The following is a 21,270-nucleotide window of genomic DNA, read 5'->3' on the forward strand; positions in this document are numbered from 1 at the left end:
AGGGCCCGCGTGTCGGCGCGACGATGCGTTCACAACTCCGGAGAAAACGCTCCGACACGCCGTTGCGTGGGCCCGATCGGCCCGGATCAGGCAGAATCTCCGGAGTTGTGAACGGCACCGGCCCGCGGCGCCTTCACCGGCAGCAGCAGCAGGAACCCCGCGATCAGCACGAGCACGATCCCGAGGATCCCGAAGGCCGTCTGGCTCGTCAGCACGATCAGCAGCGTCCAGGCGCCCGATGCCATCCAGCTTGCGGCGCGACCGGTCGTCGCGTACAGGCCGAAGATCTCGCCCTCCCGGCCCGCAGGGGTCACGCGGGCGAGGAAGGAGCGGGCCGCCGCCTGCGCCGGACCCACGAAGGCGCAGAGGATGAGCCCGCCGATCCAGAACACGAGAGCGCCCGCGTCGCGCAGCACGAACACCGTCAGCCCCGCGATCACCATCGCCCCGATCGAGCCGAGGATGATGCGCTTCGGGCCGAGCCGGTCGTCGAGGCGGCCGGCGAGGATCGTCGAGACTCCGGCGATGAGGTTGGCCGCGATGCCGAACACGATGATGTCCTGCGTGCCGAAACGGAACACGGCGGTGCCGATGATCGCGCCGAACGCGAACACGCCGCCCAGGCCGTCGCGGAACACGGCGCTCGCCAGCAAGTACCAGAACGTGGGGCGCGTCTGCTCGTCTCGGTAGAGCCCGGCGACGTCCTTCACCAGCAGCACGTAGGAGCGGAAGAAGCCCACCTTGCGTTCGGGGCGGCCCAGGGACGGCTCCGGCACGTTCAGGAAGATCGGGATGCTGAACACGATCGCCCACACCGCGCAGCCCACCGCGATCAGCCGGTATGCGAGGCCGTTGTCCGTCGACATGCCGAACCAGTCGAACGTGTCGAGCACCACCACGATGACCAGGGCGATGATGCCGCCGAGGTAGCCGAAGCCCCAGCCGAGACCCGAGATGCGCCCGACGTTCCGCGGGTTGGCGATGCCGATCAGCATCGCGTTGGAGTTGACCGCCGCGATCTCGCCGAACACCGACCCTGCCGAGATCAGCGCCACGCCCAGCCAGAACAGCGCCGGTCGCGGCTCCACGAACCACAGCCCCAGCATGCACAGGATCAGCGCCCCGGTGCCGATGCCCAGCCAGAGCTTCTGGCGGCCCGCGGCGTCGGCGCGCTGCCCGAGCACCGGCGCGAGCAGCAGGATGCCGAACGCCGCGATGGTCGAACCGAGACCCAGGCCCGATGCGAGGTCGGCCTCCGCCGCGACGCGCGCAGGGTCGCTGGGGTCGAGGGCGGCGATGTCCGGCGGGAGGAACGAGGCGCTCACCAGGTACAGCGCCGTGAACACGAACGTGAGGATCACGGTGTTGAAGGGCTGCGTCGCCCAGTCCCACAGCGCCCACGAATACACCTGCTTCTTCGGGGCGGGTGTGTCGCCGCGCAGGTCGAGGCCGACGACGGCGACGGCGCCGCTGTTCGCTGTCGCCACGGGCTCGGGGGTGCCCGCGGCGGATTCGGGTGAGCTCATGCTCGCAGTCTGGCGGCGGCCGGTGAACGCCCGGTGACGGCGCGCCGTGGGGAGTGCGCGGGGTGCGACCCCGCGGCCCGCGGATGCGTGGTCGCGCCTCCGTGGGGAGTGCGCGGAGTGCGACCCCGCGGCCCGCGGATGCGTGGGTCGAGCCTCCGTGGGGAGTGCGCGGGGTGCGGCCCCCGCGTCAGATCCCGGGACCGCGACGGATGCGCACGGGGCCGCGGGCATCCGCGGGTGCGCGGGTCGAGCGGTGAGCAACTGCCTGTCCGATTTCGGATGCGTGGGTCAAGGGTGCGGCCTCGACGCTCGCGGATGCGTAGGGTCGTCGCATGGGCGAGGAGAGCGGGCAGCAGGTGGTCGTGCTGTTCGAGGGTGCGAGCGACCGATTGGCGTTCGCGGCCCTGGCGCGCCGACGCGACGAGCCGCTGGACGGGGTGATGCTGTCCGACCTCGACGGGATCACCAATCTGCGGACTCGGCTGTCGGCGCTTCGCACGGAGCGCGGTGCACTGGTGCTCGGCCTGCACGACGCAGCCGAGACGGAGGGCATGATGCGGATGCCCAGCTCCTCCGACGCGGCGGTGCGCGAACCCATCCGGCGGGTGCTCGGCCGCCCCTCCGACGCGGCGGAGGGCGAACCCATGACGCGGGTGGTCGACCCCTCCGATGCAACGGTGGGCGAACCCATGACGCGGGTGCTCGGCCTCTACGATGCGGCGGAGGGGGCGTACGTCGCGCGGGTGCTGCGTGATCTCGGCGTGATCGACCCGGCGACGGGAGTCCCCGCCGACGGCGGCTTCTTCGGCTGCGAGCGCGACCTCGAGGACGAGGTCATCCGCGCAGCGGGCGTGCCCCTGGTCGAGGAGGCGCTGGCGGCGCGCGGCGAACTCGGGCGGTTCCGCGTCTTCCAGGGGCAGCCCGCCCAGCGCGGCAAGGCGGTCGCGGATCAGTTGCACCGCTTCGCGGGGACGGCAGCAGGGCGGAAGGCGCGGTTCGCGGCGGACATCGTCGAGCTGCTCCCGCTCGACCGCATGCCGCCCGCGCTGTCGGCGCTGCTCGCCGCGGTCCGTGCTGCCGTCGACTGACCGAGGGGGTCGAAGGGGACCCACAGTCCGCGCCGTCGTCGGCTGACCGAGCGGGTCGGAGGGGCCGAGCGCGGGGCACGGCGGATGCGGACGGGGCCGCTGGCGGCGCGGCGTCGGCTGACGAGGCGGCTGACCGAGGGGGTCGGAGGGGCCGAGCGCGGGGCACGGCGGATGCGGACGGGGCCGCTGGCGGCCCGGCGTCGGCCGACCGGGCCGGTCGACCGAGGGGGTCGGAGGGGTCAGAGCGCGGGGCCGCGGCGGATGCGCACGGGGCCGCGGGCGGCGGCGACATCCACGGGCTCGCCCTTCTGCGTCACCACGACCTCATCACGCGCGGCGAGTGTCGCCGTCACGCGTCGCACGTCGGCCATCCGCTTGCGCCAGGACTCCCCGCCGACCGCGCGGGCGACATCGCTCGGGCAGATCGACGACTCCGCGCGCTTGCGGGTGAGCGCACGGATGGCCGCGGCGATCCGCTCGTCGTCCGCCTCGCAGTCCCACCACGGGACGCCGCGCTCGCCGAGGGCTGTCTTCGCGTCGTGCACGCGGGCTCTCGCGTCGGGCTCGGCGGTCTTCACCGCGCGCCGCGCCGCCATGAGCTCATCCACCAGCTCCTGCCGCAGTTTTTCGGGGATGGACGGATCCGTCGCTCGCCATCGCCGCCCGTTCACGAGGATGTGGTGCCCGTCCGCGGTGTGCTCGGGCTGGTCCGGGTGGTGCCCGTCCGCGGTGTGCTCGGGCGGGTCCGGGTGGTGCCCGTCCGCCGTGTGCTCGAGCTGGTCCCCCCGTCCCACGTCACCGGTCTCGTCCTCCGCCATGCGGGAATCATCCCGCGGCCGGCGAGGCGGCGTCGAGCCCCTTGACGGGACGCACGCGGGTCGACGGGCGCCGTCGGTCTCACCGTCGTCGGCCGGCGAGGTACCACGCGGCGAGGATCGCGAGCCCGAAGAGGAGGTCGATGGCGGCGATACCGAGCAGATCGGGGGACACGGGCCAGGTCCCTGTCGCCACCAGCACGGCCTGGATCACCAGAACCGGCGCCATCGCGATCGCTGCGACCAGGGCGGGATGGAGTCGTCGTCTCATGGGCATGCCTCATCACTTGTCGCCGCCCGCCGTCGGGGACAACTCTAGATCCCCGCCGCGGCGACCCTCAGTACAGCGCGGCGAGCAGGTCGGCGAAGAGCTCCTCAGGGTCGCAGTCGACGCGGCGGCGCGTGAACCAGTCGCACACGTTGACGCAGTCGCGGTGCAGCAGATCGAGGCCCTGGGGGTTGGCGATCACGTCCACGATCTGCGGCAGGTCGATCACGCGTACCCGCCCCTCGTGCACGAGCAGGTTGTACGCCGAGAGGTCGCCGTGCGCGAAGCCCGCCCCCGCGAACACCCGCATCAGCTCCACGACCTGCGTGTAGTACTCCTGCAGCTCGCCGCGGTCGCCGCGCACCTGCGCGAGCCGTGGCGCCGCCGTGCCGTCGCTGTCGCCGAGGAACTCCATCAGTACCTCGGTGCCGCTCACCTGCACGGGATACGGCACCGGCGCGCCGAGCTCCCACAGCCGACACAGTGCCTCGAACTCCGCGAAAGACCACTGCGCCGCGGCGACGTCCCGCCCATGCGAGGTCTTCTTGGCGAGCGCCCTGGTGTCGCGGGTGTTCCGGGTCGCTCGGCCCTCCGTGTACACGGCCGAGCGGTGGAAGTTGCGGTTCTCGGCGTCGCGGTAGCGCTTCGCCGCCAGCAGGCTGTGCTGCGTCGGGTCTCCTGGCACGGCGCGTTCGAGCAGGAACACGTCGGCCTCCTTGCCGGTCTTGAGGATGCCGAGCTCGGTGTCGAGCGCCCCGGCGGAGGTCACGACCCACGACGGTCGCGGTTCGGGGCCGCGCTCGGACGGGGTGACCGCCGGCCACGTGGTCCAGCGCTGGTTCTCGCCGGGCTCGACATCGGCGAAGAACAGGACGGATTCGAGGGAGTCGAAGGGGGAGGCGTCGAAGGGGGAGGCGTCGAAGGACGCGGCTTCCGAGGAAGCGAAGGGATCGGTCACGGTGTGGCTCCGGGAGAGGGAGGCCACGCCGGATCAGGAGCGGGTGGCCTCGAGGGGAAGGTGGTCGGCGCAGGGCGCGACAACGACGGTGCTCATGTCATCGGCTCCTTCCGCGCGGGCTTCCCGGGCGACTCCCGGTGCGTCGTCGAGCCTAGGGGTGAGCGCGGGGCCGTGTCCAGGGTCGGACGATCGGTCGGATGCGCCGGACGACCGGTCGGGCGCAGCGCTCCCGGCCCTGCGAGCGTGGAAACATGACCACGACCGCCCCCGTCCCCACCGTGACGCCCACCCGCGCAGACCGCATCCGCTACGGCGGACTCATCGCCCTCATGATCATGGGGTTCCTCCTCGTGACGGCGGAGTTCCTGCCGAACGGCGTGCTGACCGAGATGGCAGACGGCCTCGGCGTCACCCCAGGGCAGGCCGGGCAGACGGTCACCGTCACCGCGCTCGTGGGACTCGTCGTCGCGCCCACCGTGGGGCTCATGTTCCCGCGCCTCGACCGTCGCTCGCTGCTCATCTGGATGGCGCTCGCCGCCGCCGTCTCCAACCTCGTGGTCGCCGTCGCGCCGAACCTGATCCTGGTGCTGCTGGCGCGGTTCCTGCTGGGCGCGGCGATCAGTGCCTACTGGACCATGTCGATCACGGTGGCTGCGCGACTCGCCGGTCCCGAGCGCCTGGGCCGCGGCGTGATGTTCACCTCGGCCGGTGTCTCCCTGGCCACGGTCGCGGGAGTGCCGCTCGGCGTGATGCTGAGTGAGCTCGTGGACTGGCGCATGGTGTTCGGGATCGCCGGAGTCCTGATGGCGGTGCTCGCCGTGGCCCTGCGCTGGGCACTGCCCTCGGTGCCGGCCGAGCGGGCGTCGAGCCTGCGGCTGCTCGTGGACACGGTCCGCCGCCCCGGCATCAGCCTCGGCATGCTCGGGCACGTGCTGGTGGTGCTCGGGCACTTCCTCGCCTACACCTACGTGCGGCTCGCCCTGGAGCGGATCCCCGACGTCGATGCCTCCACGATCGTGGTGCTGCTGGCCCTGTTCGGCGTCGGCGGGCTGCTCGGCAACATCTCGATCGGGCTCGTGATCGATCGGTCCTTCGCCTTCTTCGCGGTGTTCGCGCCGCTCGTGATCGCCGCCGCGGTGGCTTCGATGATGCTGTTCTCCGGCTCGATCGTCGCCGTGGGAGCGGTCGTGCTCGTGTGGGGCTTCTTCTTCTCGTCCTGGCTGATCGTGGTGAACACCTGGGTGGGCCACCGCATGCCGGATCGACTGGAGGCCGGCGGCAGCCTCGTGGTGGTCGGCTTCCAGGCGGCGATCACGCTCGCCGCAGGGCTCGGGGGGCTCCTCGTCGACACGCTCAGCGTCGAGCTCGTGTACACGATCGGCGCGGTCGCCCTGCTGCTCGGCGCGGTGCTGTTCGGCCTCTCGAACCGCCGCAGCGCCCGCGGCTGACCCGGGCGGGTCCGTTCATAACTCAGGAGTTTCTCCCCAGAACCCCCGCCGACGCGGCCTCTCGGCGGGTAGACGCACCGGATCTCCTGAGTTATGAACGGGCAGCCGGGCGGCCGGCAGCGGGCAGCCGGGCAGCGGGCGGCCGGGCAGCCGGGCAGCGGGCAGCGGGCACCGCGCCGCGGGTGGGTCGCTCCGGCCGGGCAGGCCGGGACGGAAGCGCGGAGTCAGGCCGGGACGAGGGTGTGCGCGGCGCGCCAGGAGGACGGCGTCATCCCGGTACGGCGGCGGAACGCGCGGCTGAAGCCCTCGTCGGACGCATAGCCCAGCTCGCGCGACACCTCGGACACGGTGCGGCCGGCATCGAGGAGGCGCTTGGCCGTGTCGATGCGCACCTCGGTCACGTAGTCGGCGGGGGAGCGGCCGACGGCGGCGCGGAACCGCTCCGCGAACGCCGAGCGCGACATGGCTCCGACGGCGGCGAGGCGCTCGACCGTCCAGTCGCGGCCGGGCTGCTCGTGGATGGCCTCGACCACGCGGTCGAGGAAGGGGTCGTTCGAGACGGATGGCCAGCCGGCGGGCGCGCAGCCGTTGGCCGCCCAGGCCCGGATGACGGAGAGCAGCACGGTGGTGGCCATCATGCGGCAGATAAGCGGATCGCCCTGGCGGGTGGCGCAGGTGATGGGGTCGACGATGCCCATGTTCTCCGCGAGCGCGGCCGCGGCGGGCTCCAGCTCGTCGAACCCGGTGACGACGAGGAACGGCGGGAGGAGGGCGGGGAGCGGCGAGGTGGCGTCGGCGAGCTCGATGTCCACGACCAGGAGCTCCGTGTCGGCATCGGCCTCGAGGGCGAACGGCTCGCCGCCGAGCAGGAGGAACGCGTCGCCGGAGACCAGGTGGTCACGGTGCCCGGGCTGCGTCACCGTGAGGGGCTGCGAGCCGGCGGCGACGTCGAGGCGGCAGCCGGAGCCGAGCGGAGGATGGCCGCTCACGCTTCCCGCGGTGACGTAGACCAGGGTGATGCGGTCGGTCGCGAGGGGGAGCAGCGCCCCCGTGGTCAGCTGCGTGCGACGCGCCACGCCGACCCGCAGGTCCACCGCGCCGAGCACGTGCGAGAGCGCGTCCGCATCCACCGTCACCATGCCTTCGGCAACGCCCCCGCCGCCCCTCCTATTCCGCGGGCCGCGTCCGCTCCTGTTCCGGCCCGCGCCGCTCCTGTCCCGCCCGCCGCGCCCCCCTGTCCCGCGCGCCGCGTCTCCTCCTGTCCCGCCCGCCGCGCCCCCTGTCCCGCGCGCCGCGTCTCCTCCTGTCCCGCCCGCCGCGCCCCCTGTCCCGCGCGCCGCGCCGCTCCTGTCCCGCCCGCCGCGCCCCCCTGTTCCGCGGGCCGCGTCCGCAGCTCGTCCGCAGCCGACCGGACGTCTCCCGTCGCCCATAGGCTTCGCGGATACGCTGGCGGGGTACCCCCCACCCGAGGAGTCCCGTGTTCCGCACCCCTGGCCGTCTGTACCGTGTTCTCGCGATCGCGGAGGCGATCACCTGGACGATCCTGATCTCGGCGCTCATCGCCCGCGCGGTCGGCGCCCCCGGCATCGTGGTGACGATCGGCGGCGGGATCCACGGCTTCGTCTTCCTCGCGTATGCGGCGACCGCCGTGCTGGTGGCGCTGAACCAGCGCTGGCACCCTGGCGTCGGCGTCCTCGCGGTCGTGAGCGCCGTCGTGCCCTACGCCACGATCCCGATGGAGGTCTGGCTGCACCGCACCGGCCGGCTCACCGGTGACTGGCGACTGGAGGCCACCGATGACCCTCGCGACCGCCGCTGGTACGACCGCCTGATGCGCTGGTTCCTCCGCCGCCCGTGGGTGCTGGCGGTGCTGCTCGTGGTCGGCATCGTGGCGCTCTACGTGATCCTGCTCCTGATCGGCCCTCCCGGCGGCAAGTGACCCGGGGCGCCCGTCAGCTGACGTTGAGGAGGTTCTTCGAGAGGACCTCCTCGGCGACCGGTCCGATCGGCTCTCCCTCGCACGTGACGATCACCCAGACGGCAGCGTCGGCCTGAACGAACGCCCGCGCCGCGATGAAGTAACCGAATCCGTTCACGGTGAAGTTGAACTGCCGATTCGCCACTCGCCGTTCAGAGCGCTGATACGGCAGGAACGTGCCGTCCGAGACGAACTCCTGGCCGAGCCAGTTCTCGCCCGCCCGCTGTTCCATGACGGCATCGGTCGCTTCCCGGTCGTCCATCCCGGCGGCGTCGCCGAGGACCCCGTCACGGAAAGTCGCCGTGCAGGTGCTGCGGGCGTTGGTGTATGACCAGCGACCGGGGTGATCCGACGGCTCCCGCTTCCATCCGCTGTCCGCAACGAATCCGTCGCCCCATTGGACCTCGGTCTCGGCTGTCAGCTGTTCCCCGTCCGCGAAAGCGAAGACGTCGGCGGCCGGGTGAGGGGACGAGGTCTTGGGCGGTAGTTCGTCCGTCCGCGTGGAGGGTGCAGCGCACCCGGTTGCGGTACTGAGGAAACCGACGAGAGTGAAGACGGCGGCGATGCGTCGCACGCAGGGGAAACGAGGCGAGGTGTGCAGGGTCATGGCTGGCGAGCCTAGGCAGGGAGGTGGTCCGGCGGACGACGCTGTGGATAACTCGCAGGTCCCGCTCACCAGGAAGTGCGTCGGACTGGCAGCCGGTGGCGATCCGCAAACTTGAGCCGAGCCATATCAACTTTGTTTGACAGCTCTGACGGTGAGGCGTACACTTGAGTCATCGCGACTCAGGTTTCCCTGATCGCCCCAGGTTTTCGGACCATCACAGACTTCCAACAAAGGAGAGAACACATGGCACGTGCTGTCGGTATCGACCTCGGAACCACCAACTCCGTCGTCAGCGTCCTCGAGGGTGGCGAGCCCAAGGTCATCGCCAACGCCGAGGGCTTCCGCACGACCCCTTCGGTCGTGGCCTTCACCAAGGACGGGGAGGTGCTCGTCGGCGAGACCGCGAAGCGCCAGGCCGTCACCAACGTCGACCGGACGATCGCCTCGGTCAAGCGCCACATGGGCACCGACTGGAGCTTCGACGTCGACGGCAAGAAGTGGACGCCGCAGGAGATCTCTGCGCGCATCCTCCAGAAGCTCAAGCGCGACGCCGAGTCGTACCTGGGCGACACGGTGACCGACGCGGTCATCACCGTCCCCGCGTACTTCAACGACGCCGAGCGTCAGGCCACCAAGGAGGCCGGTGAGATCGCGGGCCTCAACGTGCTCCGCATCATCAACGAGCCGACGGCCGCGGCCCTCGCCTACGGCCTCGACAAGGGCAAGGAGGACGAGCTCATCCTCGTCTTCGACCTCGGTGGTGGAACCTTCGACGTCTCCCTCCTCGAGGTGGGCAAGGACGACGACTTCTCCACGATCCAGGTGCGCGCCACCGCCGGTGACAACCGCCTCGGTGGTGACGACTGGGACCAGCGCCTCGTCGACTACCTGATCAAGCAGTTCAAGGAGACCACGGGCGTCGACGTCTCGGGCGACAAGATCGCGCTGCAGCGCCTCAAGGAGGCCGCGGAGCAGGCGAAGAAGGAGCTCTCCAGCTCCACGTCGACCAGCATCAACCTGCCGTACCTGTCCCTGACGGAGTCCGGCCCGGTGTCGCTGAGCGAGACGATCACCCGCGCGAAGTTCGAGGACCTCACGAAGGACCTGCTCGACCGCACCAAGAAGCCCTTCGAGGACGTGATCCGCGAGGCCGGCATCAAGGTGTCCGACATCGACCACATCGTGCTCGTGGGTGGATCGACCCGTATGCCCGCCGTCGCCGAGCTCGTCAAGCGCGAGACCGGCAAGGAGGCCAACAAGGGCGTGAACCCGGACGAGGTCGTCGCCGTCGGCGCCGCCCTGCAGGCCGGTGTCCTCAAGGGTGAGCGCAAGGACGTGCTGCTCATCGACGTGACCCCGCTGTCCCTCGGCATCGAGACCAAGGGCGGCATGATGACCAAGCTCATCGAGCGCAACACGGCCATCCCGACCAAGCGCAGCGAGACCTTCACCACGGCCGACGACAACCAGCCGTCCGTCGCGATCCAGGTCTTCCAGGGCGAGCGCGACTTCACGCGCGACAACAAGCCGCTCGGCACGTTCGAGCTGACCGGCATCGCCCCGGCTCCCCGCGGCATCCCGCAGATCGAGGTCACGTTCGACATCGACGCCAACGGCATCGTGCACGTGTCCGCGAAGGACAAGGGCACCGGCACCGAGAAGTCGATCGTCATCTCCGGCGGCTCGTCGCTGTCGAAGGAGGACATCGAGCGCATGGTGCGCGAGGCCGAGGAGCACGCCGCCGAGGACAAGGCGCGTCGTGAGGCCGCCGAGACCCGCAACCAGGCGGAGACCCTCGCCTACTCGATCGACAAGCTCATCACGGAGAACGAGGACAAGCTCCCCGAAGACGTGAAGACCGAGGTCAAGGGCGATGTCGACGCGCTGAAGACGGCTCTGGCCGGCGACGACGACGAGGCCGTGAAGACCGCGTTCGAGAAGCTGAACCAGTCGCAGTCCAAGCTCGGCGAGGCCATCTACGCCTCCTCGCAGGCGGATGCCGCCGCCGGCGCTTCGGCTGACGGCGAGGCCCCGGCCGGTGACGCCCCCTCCTCCGAGGAGGACGTGATCGACGCCGAGGTCGTCGACGACGAGGACGAGAAGAAGTAACCATGACCGACAAGAACTTCGACGAGAACCAGAATCCTGAGTCCGCCGAAGGTCGCAGCGAGGGGTCGGACGCTCAGGCGTCCGGCCCCGCGCCGCAGAACCCGGACTCCCGCGAGGCGAAGGCCGCCGAGGGATCGGACGAGACGCCGGTCGACGGCGCCCCGGACGACCTCACGGTCGACGACATCCTCGGCGCCGCGCAGACGGCTGACGCCGCCGCCGGCGACGCGGCCATCGCCGACGCGGAGAACGCTCTGCTCAACGACCTCAAGCGCCTGCAGGCCGAGTACGCCAACTACCGCCGCCGCACCGAGGAGCAGCGCCAGGTCGAGATCGAGCGCGCGAAGGGCGAGGCCGCCAAGGGCCTCATCCCCGTGCTCGACGACCTGGGCCGCGCCGAGCAGCACGGCGACCTGGTGGAGGGCAGCCCCTTCGCCGTGATCGCCGAGAAGGTGCGCGCGGTCGTGGAGCGGCTGGGCGTGGTGGCCTACGGCGAGAAGGGCGAGGAGTTCGACCCCCAGCGCCACGAGGCCATCTTCCAGCAGCCGACCCCCGGCACGGAGAAGACCACCGTGCTCGAGGTCGTCGAGGTGGGCTACCGCCTCGGCGAGGTCGAGCTGCGTCCTGCGAAGGTCGTCGTCGCCGTCCCTGCGGAGTAGGTGATCGATGGCCAGCCAGGATTGGTTCGACAAGGACTTCTACAAGACTCTCGGCGTCTCGAAGGACGTCAGCGACGCTGACCTCAAGAAGACGTACCGCAAGCTCGCGCGCAAGTACCACCCCGACTCCAACCAGGGTGATGCCAAGGCCGAAGCCAAGTTCAAGGAGATCAGCGAGGCCTACTCGGTGCTCTCCGATGCGGAGCAGCGCAAGGAGTACGACGAGATCCGTGCCATGGGCTCGGGCGCTCGCTTCACGGCGAGCGGTTCGGGTGCCGGCGGGTTCGAAGACGTGTTCAGCCGATTCGGCCAGCAGGGGCGCGGGCAGAGCGCCGACTTCGAGGACATCTTCGCGATGTTCAACCAGGGGCAGGGCGGGTCGTTCGGCGGCGGCCGCTTCGGTCAGCCGAGCGGCGGCTTCCGCGGCTTCGGCGGTCCGCAGCGGGGCGCCGACGTCACGGCGCGCACCACGCTCGACTTCGTCACCGCCGTGCAGGGTGAGACCATCACGCTGCAGGGCGAGGACGGCAAGCCGTTCAAGGTGAAGATCCCCGCGGGTGTCGCCGACGGGCAGAAGATCCGGCTCCGCGGCCGCGGTCGGCCCTCGCCGGACGGCGGGGAGAGCGGAGACATCGTGGTGCAGATCACGGTGCGCCCGCACCCCGTGTTCACGCGTGACGGGCTCAACCTGCGGGTCGTGGTGCCGGTGACCTTCACCGAGGCCACGCTCGGCGCGACCATCGAGGTGCCGACGCTCGGCGGCGACGTGGTCAAGCTGCGCGTCGCGCCCGGCACCCCCTCCGGGCGGGTGCTGCGCGTCAAGGGCCGCGGTGTCGTGACCTCGAAGGGCACGGGCGATCTGCTCGCCGAGCTCCAGGTCGCGGTGCCGACGCACCTCGACGACGCCGCCCGCGAGGCGCTGGAGAAGTTCCAGCAGCTCGAGCCGCAGGAGAATCCGCGGGCCGAGCTCATGGCGAAGGCACGGCGATGACCGCGAGTTCGCGTGGCGTCATCGGTGTGCGCACCGGGTCGGGCTGCTCCGTGGAGGAGCTGCCCGGTCCGGCGCGCCCGGTGGCCGTTCCGACCGTGCGGGGGGAGGGGGATGAGGCGTGATGGATGCGGACACCCCTGTCTTCGCGATCGCCGCGGCGGCAGAGCTGTCGGGGCTGCACCCGCAGACGCTGCGTCAGTACGACCGCATCGGGCTCGTGGTGCCGGGGCGGACCTCGGGCGGCTCGCGCCGCTACTCCTCGCGCAACATCGAACAGCTGCGTGAGGTCGCCCAGCTCTCCTCCGAGGGGGTGAGCCTGCCCGCGATCGCCCGGCTGCTCGACCTGGAGGACGAGAACCGGATGCTGCGCGGCCGGGTCGCCGCGCTGGAGAGCGCCCTGCGCGCCGAGCGGGAGAACCGCCCCGGCGTGCGCGTGTTCGCCGCCGGATCCGCGGGCGTCGTGCCCGTGCCGGGCGGCCGCCGTCTGCGCCGTTCCACCGAGCTCGTGCTGTGGAACCCGCGAGGCTCCGCCTGAGCCGCGGCCCCGCGCTGAGCCGCGGCCCCGCGCTGAGCCGCGGCCCCGCGCTGAGCCGCGGGCTGGTGCGCGGCCGCGTCCAGCGGACGGAAAACAAGCCTTCCTAGCGTGTAGAGCAGGGAATCCCCCCTGGTCCGCGCCGTGCGCGGGTGTCCTGCCACGAAGGAAGAACTCCTCATGACGAACACCACAGCCCTCCGCCCCGCTCCCTCACTGGGACTCCTGATCCTCCGGGTCGTGACGGGAGCGATCTTCGCCGCCCACGGCGCGCAGAAGATCTTCGAGTACACGATCCCCGGCACGATTGGCAGCTTCGCCGGGATGGGGGTGCCGCTGGCTGAGATCGCCGCGCCCGTCGTCGCGTTCGTCGAGCTGATCGGCGGGATCCTGCTGATCCTCGGCTTCCTGACCCGACCCGTCGGCATCCTGCTCGCGGCCGACATGGTGGTCGCACTCCTGCTCGTGCACCTGCCCGCCGGGCTCTGGGTGGGTGAGGGCGGCTACGAGTTCGTGGCCGTGCTCGGCGCCGCCGCCCTGGCTCTCGCCCTCACCGGCGCTGGGCGCTACTCGCTCGACGGAGCCGTGCTGCGCGGCCGCGCTCCCGCCTGGCTCGCCTGAACCCTGCGATGGGTTCGCGGGGTCGGGGCAGGACTCCGGCCCCGGCCTCGCCGCGCGCGGGTGCTGCGCAGCCCTATGTGCGAGGCGTGCTCCCGAGCCCGCGCTGACCGCGCTCACGCTCCACTCAGCTCGTGGCGTCGCAAATTCACCCCCACGGCGCAGGGATTTCCGGAACGCGTGCGACCTCGCGCGGAAACTGCGCCGTCGTGCGACCTCCCGCCCCCTAGCGCTAGGCCTCGTCCTCGCTCCGGTCCATGCCGATGCGGCGCACGAGCACCCAGGTGTTGCCGGCCTCGCTGGGCACGTGCGTGAACTCGTCGAGCGCCGCCTGCGACAGCGCCAGACCGCGGCCACTCTCGCTCTCCTCGCCCGGCATGGACACGGCGTCCCAGTCGATGGGTGCGGGCGGGGCGGTGTCGCGGATGTAGGCGCGCAGCTCCTCGGCCGAGGCACGCACGTCGATGCTCAGTACGACGTCGGTCTGCTCGTTGTGCTGCGCGATGTTCGTGGTGACCTCGCTGAGGGCCAGGGTGAACAGCACCTGGTCCTCGGCGGGCACCTCCGGGGCCGCGGCCCAGAGGCGGTCGAGCGCGTCCAGCGCACTGTCGACCAGGGCGAGCCCGGCGGGCCCGTCCACGTGGAAGGCCCGGCGCTCAGTGTCCATCGAACGCCGATTCCGGCGTCGGGAAGTCGCGCAGCACGCGGTCCAGGTTGGTGAGCCGGAGGACCGTGCGCACCGCGTCCGGCACCGCCGCGATCCGCAGGTCGCCGCCGGCCACCCTTGCGCTCTTGAGCCCGCCGACCAGGGCGCCGAGCCCGGAGGAGTCGACGAACTCGGTGCCGCTCAGGTCGATCACGATGCGGGGCTGCCCTGCAGTGACCAGGTCGCTCACGGCGTTGCGCAGCTGCGGCGCGCCGGACGCGGTCAGGCGGCCCGTGATCGCCACGACGGCATAGCCGTCTCTGCTGTCAGTGCTGACGTTCATTCGACTGCTCCTCGAGGATGCTGGCGGCGGGGCCGCGGTAGCGCGCGGCTTGGATGATGACGCTGAGGACGACCAGGTCGTACAGGACCCAGGCGGTGTTCACGAGGGTGCCGGTGCCGTCGGCCGTGCCGAGGAACACCCGGGTCACGCCGATGACCAGCGCGATCGCGAGCACGACCATCGCGGTGAGCTGCGGCCAGATCTCGCCCCACGGGACACCGCGCGGGTCGCGGCCGTCCTTCCGGGTCACGGCGAACGACAGGGGTCTGCCGAGCACGACGTTCGCGAACGCCGTCCAGCACGCGCGGATCCATACGGGGAACAGCGCGAGCGAGTACTGCTGGCCGCGCCAGGTGCGCACTCCCTTCGCCACCACCAGGAACAGCGCCTGGTTGATGAGGAAGTACGGCAAGAACCGCGCGAAGAAGTCGACCGACCAGGCGGTGACCGGCAGCACCCCGAACACCAGGTAGATCACGGGCGCCGCGAGGTACACGATCGCCGCGAACCCGGAGAGGTAGCTCCACATGGTGGCGAAGTACATCAGGCGCTGCCCGGCGCTGAGCCCGCGCTTGACGAGCGGGTTGTCCCGCAGCATCACCTGCAGCGTGCCCTGAGCCCACCGCAGCCGCTGGGTGAGCATGGTGCGCAGGTCCTCCGGCGCGAGGCCGTGCGCGAGGATCTCGTGGTGGTAGACGCTGCGCCAGCCGAGGGCGTGCAGCTGCATCGCGGTCGCCATGTCCTCCGTGACCGAGATGGTCGCGAGCGGGAGGATGGGCTGCGCCTCGTCGCCGCGGTCGAGCCGCAGGGTGTCCAGCAGCCCGCGGACGGCCTCCACCGCGGTGATGGGGGAGAGGTCGGACGAGGCGAGCGCGTCGAGCCCCGCCTCGTCGACGACGACCTGGCCCAGCTCGGCGTCCTGCTGCAGGGGCAGGGCGCCGATCTCGTCGAGGTCGGCCCTGATCCCGGCGAGGTCCTGCGCGACGAGGATCCGGGAGGCGCGGTCGACGGCCTCGCCCACGCGCGCGGCGACCTCGGCCACCGAGTCTCCGGCGGCGAGGTCCTTGCGGCCCTGGGAGATGGCGATGCGCAGGGCACCCAGCTCGGTGGCGAGTGCGGGGCTGGCGGCCGTGTCCGCCTCGCGGGCGATCATGGTCTCCGCGGCCTTGAGGGCCTTCGTCGCCGACTCGGTGACGTCGCGCACATACCCGACGATGCCGAGCTGCATGAGCGCTTCCCGACGCAGCACCGCGTTGGAGCCGCAGAAGAACGCGGCGTTCCAGCCGTCCTTGCCCTGCTGGATGGGTCCGTAGAACAGCGGCGCCTGGCTGCCGAGGGGGTCCGCCTCCTCCACGTTCACGAACCACTGCGGGGTCTGCACCAGCGCGACCTCGGGGTCGTCGGCGAAGTAGCCCAGCGTGCGGTGCAGGATCAGCGGGTCGGGCACCTGGTCGGCGTCGAGGATCAGCAGGAACTCGCCGTCGGTCTGGAACAGGGCGCTGTTCAGGTTGCCGGCCTTCGCGTGGCGGGGCTTGCCCGTCCAGTCCTCCGAGCGGGTCAGGTAGCCCACCCCGGCCGCCCGGGCCTCGGCTTCCAGTTCCGGCCGCGAGCCGTCGTCGAGGATCCACGTGGAGTGCGGGTAGGCGATGCGCTTCGCGGCGCGGGCGGTCGTCATGACCAGCTCGATGGGCTCGTCGTACGTGGTGATGAAAACGTCCACGGTGCCCTGCGGCGGCGACACGGGCGCCGGCCGTTCGCGCGCTCGCCACATCGTGAGGCAGAACAGGAAGGTGTCGATGAGGCTGTAGGTCTCGGCGATGACGAGCGGCACGGCGATCCACCAGGCCGACCAGTTCACCGACTCCAGCCAGCGCCACGCCACGTAGTTCACGCCGAGGAGCACCGACAGCAGAGCGAGGACGCGGATGGTCGCGAACCGCGCGGTCATGCGTCCCTCCGGACGACCACGACCGTGATGTCGTCGGTGGCCCTGTCGTCCGAGTTCGCCAGGCGCAGCGCCTCCTGCACCGCGCCGTCCGGCCCGAGCGCGGTGAGCACACGGTCCACGTGGCCGAAGGGGTCGTCCTCGTCGAGCACGTCCAACAGCCCGTCGCTGCAGCAGATGAAGGTGTCGCCGGGGTCGAGTCTCGTCATGATCGGCTCGCGCGGCTCGGCGACGCCCATGCCCATGCCCAGCGGCAGGTTCTTCGAGCGCAGCGGCGTCCACGAGCGGTCGGCGCGGATCACGAACGCCAGACTGTGCCCGGCGTCGATCACCTGCAGCTCGCCCGTGGAGGGCTGCAGCTCGGCGACGGCCGCTGTCACGAACATCGAAGTGTCGGCGAGGTCCTCCTCCAGCAGCCGGTCGACGTCGGCGACCGCGGTGGCGAGGGAGCGTTCGGGGGCCGTGCGCAGCGAGGCGCGGACGGTGGCGGCGACCAGCGCCGGCCCGGTGCCCTTGCCCATGGCGTCGGCGAGCGTGACCCGCAGCGCGTCGCCGTGCTGCGCGAAGTCGAAGTAGTCGCCCGCGAGCGTCCCGCGGGGGGCGGCGCCGGCCGCGATCGTGTAGCCGTCGATCTCCGGCAGCACGCGGGGTCGCAGCGCCCGCTGGACGATCGCGGCGTGGTCGATGTCGGCGTCCTGCGCCAGCTCCGTCTGCACCCAGAACGCGAGGTCGCGCAGCAGGTCCGCCTGCGCGTCGGTGAACGTGTGCGGCTCGGTGTCGAGCACGCACAGGGTGCCGACGGGCTCCCCGCCGGGGGCGTGCAGCGGATGCGCAGCGTAGAACCGCAGGTGCGGGTCGCCCGTGACGAACGGGTTGTCGGCGAAGAGGTCGGTCGTGCTCGCGTCCTCCACCACCACCGTCCGGTCCTGCGACACGGTGTAGTCGCAGAACGAGTCCTGTCGCGGTGCCTCGTTCCCCCCGAGGCCGATCTGCGATTTGCGCCACTGCCGGTCGCGGTCGATCAGCGAGACGCTGACCATCGGCACGCCGAACATCTCCTTCGCCAGTCGTGCCACCCGATCCACCCGCTCATCGGGTGGTGTGTCAAGGATCCCCAGTTCCTCGAGCGCTTGCTGTCGCCGTCGCTCGTCGAACATTGCTCCGCCCCTCCTACGTCGCTTCCCCACATCCTACGGAGGAACCGAGCCCGCGGCGCCAGCCCGACCTCCGCGCGTTCAGGTGAACCACAGGAAACGCTTCTGCGCAAGCCCGGTGGCGAAACGCTTCTCCCGTCCTAGCATCCGGAGCACAAGGACCGGTCCGCCGGCTGTGCCTCCCCCCGTCGCGCAGCCAGGGCGGCCGGCACCGTCATCCGGCGTGCCTTCGAGAGCGGGCACCACGGTCTCTTCGGCGCGCTCCCGCGCGTCGTCGCACAGCAGAAAGGAGGCGGTGGATGCCGCACAGAACGCGCACTCGCGACCGGTACAACCGTCGCGAGGCCCTCGCCGGCTACCTCTTCATCTCGCCCTGGATCATCGGGTTCCTGGTGTTCACGGCGGGCGCGATGGTCTACAGCCTCTACATCTCTTTCAGCAGCTACAACCTCGCCACGAACACCGCCCGACCGATCGGCATCGACAACTACGCGAACCTGTTCGAGGATCCGCGGGTCGGCGTCTCACTCGCGAACACGCTGTTCTACGTGGTGATGGCCGTGCCGCTGGAGATCGTGTTCGCGCTCGTGCTGGCCATGCTCCTGAACCGGGTCGGCCGCGGCGCCGGGTTCTTCCGGGTGCTGTACTACCTGCCGAAGATGACCCCGGCGGTCGCGACCGCTGCCGTGTTCTTCCTGCTGCTGAACGGCAACTCGGGCGCGATCAACCAGTTCCTGCGCCTGTTCGGCATCCAGGGACCGCAGTGGCTGGTGGATCCCGCGTGGGTCAAGCCGAGCATCGTGATGATGACGCTGTGGACGGTCGCCGGCACCATGGTGATCTTCCTCGCCGCGCTGAAGAACGTGCCAGTGGAGCTGTACGAGGTCGCGTCGCTCGACGGTGCGGGACCGATCCGCAAGTTCTTCGCGATCACGCTGCCGATGATCTCGGGGGCGATGTTCTTCAACGTGATCGTGCTGTCGATCGCGGCGTTCCAGATCTTCGACCAGGCGTACCTGCTGTTCTGGCGGGACCAGAGCAACTCCTCGCCGGAGGCGTCGCTGTTCTACGCGATCTACCTGTTCCAGCAGGCGTTCCGGCAGTTCAACTTCGGCTTCGCGGCCGCGATGGCCTGGCTGCTGTTCGTGATCATCATGCTCATCACGCTGATCCAGGTGAAGGTCGGCAACCGCTTCGTCTACTACGAGGGAGACCGCTGATGTCCCAGACCGTGCGTCAGGTCCCCGTCGAGGCGGAGCCCGAGGAGACCGCAGGCACCTTCACGACCACCGTCCCCGCGCCGGCGCGCTGGCGGCGCCGTCTGCGGCAGCCGAAGAGCCTCGCGGGGCGGATCGTGCTGAATGTGATCCTGGTGCTGTTCGGGCTGCTGTTCCTGTACCCGTTCGTGTGGCTGATCGCGGCGAGCCTCAAGCCGCGCGGCGAGGTGTTCGACAACGCGCTGATCCCGAAGACGTTCGTGCCGGAGAACTACGTCGAGGTGTGGAATCAGCTGCCGCTGCTCAGCTGGATGGGCAACAGCATCGCGATCGCGCTGCTCGCCGCGGGGACCGTGGCGATCTCGAGTTCGATCGTGGCGTTCGGCTTCGCGTACTTCCGCTTCCCTGGTCGCGGGCTGCTGTTCGGGCTGGTGCTCGCGACGATGATGCTGCCGGGCGCGGTGACCATGATCCCGATCTACCTGATCTGGAAGGAGACCGGGCTGCTCGGCACCTGGGTGCCGCTGTGGGGCATGAACCTGTTCGGCTCGGCGTTCTACATCTTCCTGCAGCGGCAGTTCTTCCTCGGGCTGCCACGGGAGCTGTTCGAGGCGGCGCGGCTCGACGGCGCGAACGCGTGGGGGCTGTTCTGGCGCATCGCGATGCCGCTGTCCATCCCGTCGTTCGTGATCGTGTTCCTGTTCGAGTTCCAGGCCAGCTGGAACAACCTGCAGGCCGCGCTGATCTACCTCAACGCCGGGTCGGTGGACGAGTTCACCGCACCGCTCGGCATCGCCTACGCCATGACCAAGTACAGCCCCACGGCGGGCGGTCACGGCGACTACCAGTACGTCATGGTCGCGTCGCTGCTGGTGACGCTGCCCATGCTCATCCTCTTCGCCTTCGGGCAGCGCTCCTTCATCGAGGGCGTCGCGACGCAGGGGCGCAAGGGATGACACCGAACCACAGATCGAAAGGAGCAGTCATGCGCTCACGCATGCTGGGAATCACCGCGGTGGCCGCGGCCACCGTCCTCGTCCTCGCCGGCTGCGGCGGGGGAGGAGGGGGCGACCAGGCCACCGACGCCGACTTCGACACGGAGCCGAGCGGGACGCTGAAGGCGTGGGGCTTCGAGAACGCCGACGACGTGGGCACCTCGCGCATGGACTACGCCGCCGAGCAGCTGGACGGCGTGGAGATCGACCTCGACGCGACCGCGTTCGACGCGCAGAAGTTCACGACCCGCATCGCCAGCGGCGACGTGCCGGACGTGGTGCAGATGGACCGGCGCTACGTCACCACGTATGCCGCGCAGGACCTCATCATGCCGCTCGACGAGTGCTTCGCCGCGCACGACGTCGACCCCCGCGACCACTGGTACCCGTTCGTGGTGGACGACGTCGCCTACGAGGACGCGGTGTGGGCGGTGCCGCAGTTCTACCAGCCGCCCGCGATCCTGCTGAACAAGGCGGTGCTCGACGAGGCCGGTGTCACGGCGGAGGAGATCGACACCTCCCAGCCGGACGTGCTGCTGGGCGCCATCCAGAAGATGTACCAGGAGTCGGGCGGCGTGCCGTCGCGGCTCGGGTTCGATCCGGTCGCGACCGGCCAGGCCGGCCTGTGGATCCTCGGGATGGGCGGGCAGCTGAACGACGCGGACGGAGCGCCCACCCTGGACGACCCGAGCAACGTCGCGGGCGTGGAGATGCTGAAGCAGATCACCGACGCGCAGGGCGGATTCGCAGCGGTGAAGAGCTTCACCGACTCGTTCGACACGTTCGGCGACCAGAACCAGTTCGTGGCGAAGCAGGTCGGGGCGCAGGTGAACGCGCAGTGGTACCCCAACGTGCTGAGCCCCTACGCCGACCAGATCCAGCTGGAGGCGGTGCCCTTCCGCAACAGTGACGGCGAGCCCTTCTCGGTCGCGTCCGGCACCGCATTCGTGATCCCCGCCGGGGCGAAGAACCCCGCGGCGGCGTGTGCGTGGATGGTGGAGCTGACGTCGGACGACGCATGGACGGCGGCGGGCGAGGCCAGGGCCGAGACGCTGGAGTCGGAGGGCGGCATCAACACCGGGCTGTTCACGGGTTCGCCCGCGGCCGACCAGTCGATCCGGGAGACCTTCGTGACCGAGAGTGGCAACGCCGGGTTCGACCAGGTCATCGCCACGTACTACGACGTCGTGGGCTACGGCCAGTCGTTCGGTTCGTCGCCTGCGGGGCAGGAGATCCAGAACGAGCTGAACAACGCCGTCACCGCGGCGCTGCTCGGCGACAAGTCGCCCGAGGACGCGCTGAAGGAGGCGCAGGACGCCGCGATGCGCGCCTACGAGAACGCCACGGCAGGCTGAGACCCGGAGGGGGCAGTG

General features: G+C 70.7%; 22 protein-coding genes. 12 read left to right on the forward strand and 10 right to left on the reverse strand.

The annotated features are described in order from the left end of the window. Positions 1 to 86 precede the first annotated feature (86 nt). Positions 87 to 1,526, reverse strand: a complete 1,440-nt coding sequence (locus tag M3C17_RS16345; RefSeq protein ID WP_259979004.1) for an MFS transporter — start codon at positions 1,524 to 1,526, stop codon at positions 87 to 89. Between the two features lie 332 nt (positions 1,527 to 1,858). Here M3C17_RS16345 and M3C17_RS16350 point away from each other — a divergent pair, with 332 nt between their 5' ends. Then, entirely contained in the window at positions 1,859 to 2,614 is a 756-nt protein-coding gene (locus tag M3C17_RS16350) for a hypothetical protein (RefSeq protein ID WP_259979005.1), read from the forward strand. Between the two features lie 239 nt (positions 2,615 to 2,853). Here M3C17_RS16350 and M3C17_RS16355 read toward each other — a convergent pair whose 3' ends face one another. The 3 genes from M3C17_RS16355 to M3C17_RS16365 all read right to left on the reverse strand — a co-directional run bounded on the left by M3C17_RS16355 (position 2,854) and on the right by M3C17_RS16365 (position 4,655). Next, on the reverse strand, positions 2,854 to 3,432 hold the full coding sequence (locus tag M3C17_RS16355) for a DUF3253 domain-containing protein (RefSeq protein ID WP_259979006.1): 579 nt from the start codon (positions 3,430 to 3,432) through the stop codon (positions 2,854 to 2,856). Between the two features lie 79 nt (positions 3,433 to 3,511). Next, positions 3,512 to 3,700: a hypothetical protein gene (locus M3C17_RS16360; protein WP_259979007.1), complete on the reverse strand. Its 189-nt coding sequence runs from the start codon at positions 3,698 to 3,700 to the stop codon at positions 3,512 to 3,514. Between the two features lie 67 nt (positions 3,701 to 3,767). Beyond that, on the reverse strand, positions 3,768 to 4,655 hold the full coding sequence (locus tag M3C17_RS16365) for a serine protein kinase RIO (RefSeq protein ID WP_259979008.1): 888 nt from the start codon (positions 4,653 to 4,655) through the stop codon (positions 3,768 to 3,770). A 251-nt stretch (positions 4,656 to 4,906) separates the two neighbouring features. Between M3C17_RS16365 and M3C17_RS16370 the strand changes: the two genes are divergently transcribed. Next, entirely contained in the window at positions 4,907 to 6,103 is a 1,197-nt protein-coding gene (locus M3C17_RS16370; RefSeq protein WP_259979009.1) for an MFS transporter, read from the forward strand. 224 nt (positions 6,104 to 6,327) lie between these two features. Here the strand turns inward: M3C17_RS16370 and M3C17_RS16375 are convergent, their stop codons facing one another. Then, complete coding sequence (locus M3C17_RS16375) at positions 6,328 to 7,242, reverse strand: helix-turn-helix transcriptional regulator (RefSeq protein WP_259979010.1); 915 nt, start codon at positions 7,240 to 7,242, stop codon at positions 6,328 to 6,330. A 338-nt stretch (positions 7,243 to 7,580) separates the two neighbouring features. Between M3C17_RS16375 and M3C17_RS16380 the strand changes: the two genes are divergently transcribed. Next, positions 7,581 to 8,042 carry a DUF3817 domain-containing protein gene (locus tag M3C17_RS16380; RefSeq protein ID WP_259979011.1) on the forward strand — a complete coding sequence of 154 codons (462 nt, stop codon included), beginning with the start codon at positions 7,581 to 7,583 and terminating at the stop codon, positions 8,040 to 8,042. Positions 8,043 to 8,055: 13 nt separating this feature from the next. On the opposite strand, the gene M3C17_RS16385 is transcribed toward M3C17_RS16380, so the two are convergent. Further along, positions 8,056 to 8,688 carry a hypothetical protein gene (locus M3C17_RS16385; protein WP_259979013.1) on the reverse strand — a complete coding sequence of 211 codons (633 nt, stop codon included), beginning with the start codon at positions 8,686 to 8,688 and terminating at the stop codon, positions 8,056 to 8,058. Positions 8,689 to 8,931: 243 nt separating this feature from the next. Here M3C17_RS16385 and dnaK point away from each other — a divergent pair, with 243 nt between their 5' ends. From dnaK to M3C17_RS16415, 6 genes are all read left to right on the forward strand, one after another. Then, on the forward strand, positions 8,932 to 10,797 hold the full coding sequence (dnaK, locus tag M3C17_RS16390; RefSeq protein WP_259979016.1) for a molecular chaperone DnaK: 1,866 nt from the start codon (positions 8,932 to 8,934) through the stop codon (positions 10,795 to 10,797). 2 nt (positions 10,798 to 10,799) lie between these two features. Continuing rightward, entirely contained in the window at positions 10,800 to 11,456 is a 657-nt protein-coding gene (locus M3C17_RS16395; RefSeq protein ID WP_259979017.1) for a nucleotide exchange factor GrpE, read from the forward strand. 7 nt (positions 11,457 to 11,463) lie between these two features. Then, positions 11,464 to 12,447 carry a DnaJ C-terminal domain-containing protein gene (locus M3C17_RS16400; RefSeq protein WP_259979018.1) on the forward strand — a complete coding sequence of 328 codons (984 nt, stop codon included), beginning with the start codon at positions 11,464 to 11,466 and terminating at the stop codon, positions 12,445 to 12,447. Further along, a complete protein-coding gene (locus M3C17_RS16405; RefSeq protein WP_259979020.1) occupies positions 12,444 to 12,569 on the forward strand; it encodes a hypothetical protein in 126 nt (41 codons plus the stop codon). The genes M3C17_RS16400 and M3C17_RS16405 overlap by 4 nt, the downstream gene beginning before the upstream one ends. Beyond that, the gene (locus tag M3C17_RS16410; RefSeq protein ID WP_259979022.1) at positions 12,569 to 12,982 is read left to right on the forward strand and encodes a heat shock protein transcriptional repressor HspR; all 414 of its coding nucleotides are present in this window, start codon (positions 12,569 to 12,571) and stop codon (positions 12,980 to 12,982) included. The genes M3C17_RS16405 and M3C17_RS16410 overlap by 1 nt, the downstream gene beginning before the upstream one ends. Before the next feature lie 177 nt (positions 12,983 to 13,159). Beyond that, complete coding sequence (locus M3C17_RS16415; RefSeq protein WP_259979023.1) at positions 13,160 to 13,600, forward strand: DoxX family protein; 441 nt, start codon at positions 13,160 to 13,162, stop codon at positions 13,598 to 13,600. A gap of 229 nt (positions 13,601 to 13,829) precedes the next feature. On the opposite strand, the gene M3C17_RS16420 is transcribed toward M3C17_RS16415, so the two are convergent. The 4 genes from M3C17_RS16420 to M3C17_RS16435 are packed head-to-tail and all read right to left on the reverse strand — an operon-like array spanning position 13,830 to position 17,688. Next, positions 13,830 to 14,264 carry an ATP-binding protein gene (locus M3C17_RS16420; RefSeq protein ID WP_259979024.1) on the reverse strand — a complete coding sequence of 145 codons (435 nt, stop codon included), beginning with the start codon at positions 14,262 to 14,264 and terminating at the stop codon, positions 13,830 to 13,832. Beyond that, the gene (locus tag M3C17_RS16425; RefSeq protein ID WP_259979026.1) at positions 14,254 to 14,586 is read right to left on the reverse strand and encodes an STAS domain-containing protein; all 333 of its coding nucleotides are present in this window, start codon (positions 14,584 to 14,586) and stop codon (positions 14,254 to 14,256) included. Before M3C17_RS16425 ends, M3C17_RS16420 begins: the two co-directional genes overlap by 11 nt. Beyond that, a complete protein-coding gene (locus M3C17_RS16430) occupies positions 14,570 to 16,534 on the reverse strand; it encodes a glycosyltransferase family 2 protein (RefSeq protein ID WP_259979027.1) in 1,965 nt (654 codons plus the stop codon). Before M3C17_RS16430 ends, M3C17_RS16425 begins: the two co-directional genes overlap by 17 nt. Then, positions 16,531 to 17,688: a PP2C family protein-serine/threonine phosphatase gene (locus tag M3C17_RS16435; RefSeq protein ID WP_259979029.1), complete on the reverse strand. Its 1,158-nt coding sequence runs from the start codon at positions 17,686 to 17,688 to the stop codon at positions 16,531 to 16,533. The genes M3C17_RS16430 and M3C17_RS16435 overlap by 4 nt, the downstream gene beginning before the upstream one ends. A gap of 296 nt (positions 17,689 to 17,984) precedes the next feature. On the opposite strand from M3C17_RS16435, the gene M3C17_RS16440 reads away from it, so the two are divergent. The 3 genes from M3C17_RS16440 to M3C17_RS16450 are packed head-to-tail and all read left to right on the forward strand — an operon-like array spanning position 17,985 to position 21,252. Further along, the gene (locus tag M3C17_RS16440) at positions 17,985 to 18,905 is read left to right on the forward strand and encodes a carbohydrate ABC transporter permease (RefSeq protein WP_259979030.1); all 921 of its coding nucleotides are present in this window, start codon (positions 17,985 to 17,987) and stop codon (positions 18,903 to 18,905) included. Continuing rightward, positions 18,905 to 19,858 (forward strand): carbohydrate ABC transporter permease, encoded by a 954-nt coding sequence (locus M3C17_RS16445; RefSeq protein WP_259979031.1) that lies wholly within the window; start codon positions 18,905 to 18,907, stop codon positions 19,856 to 19,858. The genes M3C17_RS16440 and M3C17_RS16445 overlap by 1 nt, the downstream gene beginning before the upstream one ends. 29 nt (positions 19,859 to 19,887) lie before the next feature. Further along, positions 19,888 to 21,252, forward strand: a complete 1,365-nt coding sequence (locus M3C17_RS16450; protein ID WP_259979032.1) for an extracellular solute-binding protein — start codon at positions 19,888 to 19,890, stop codon at positions 21,250 to 21,252. Positions 21,253 to 21,270: the final 18 nt, after the last annotated feature.

It is taken from the genome of Microbacterium sp. p3-SID336, from assembly GCF_025143365.1.
Classification (GTDB): Bacteria; Actinomycetota; Actinomycetes; order Actinomycetales; family Microbacteriaceae; genus Microbacterium.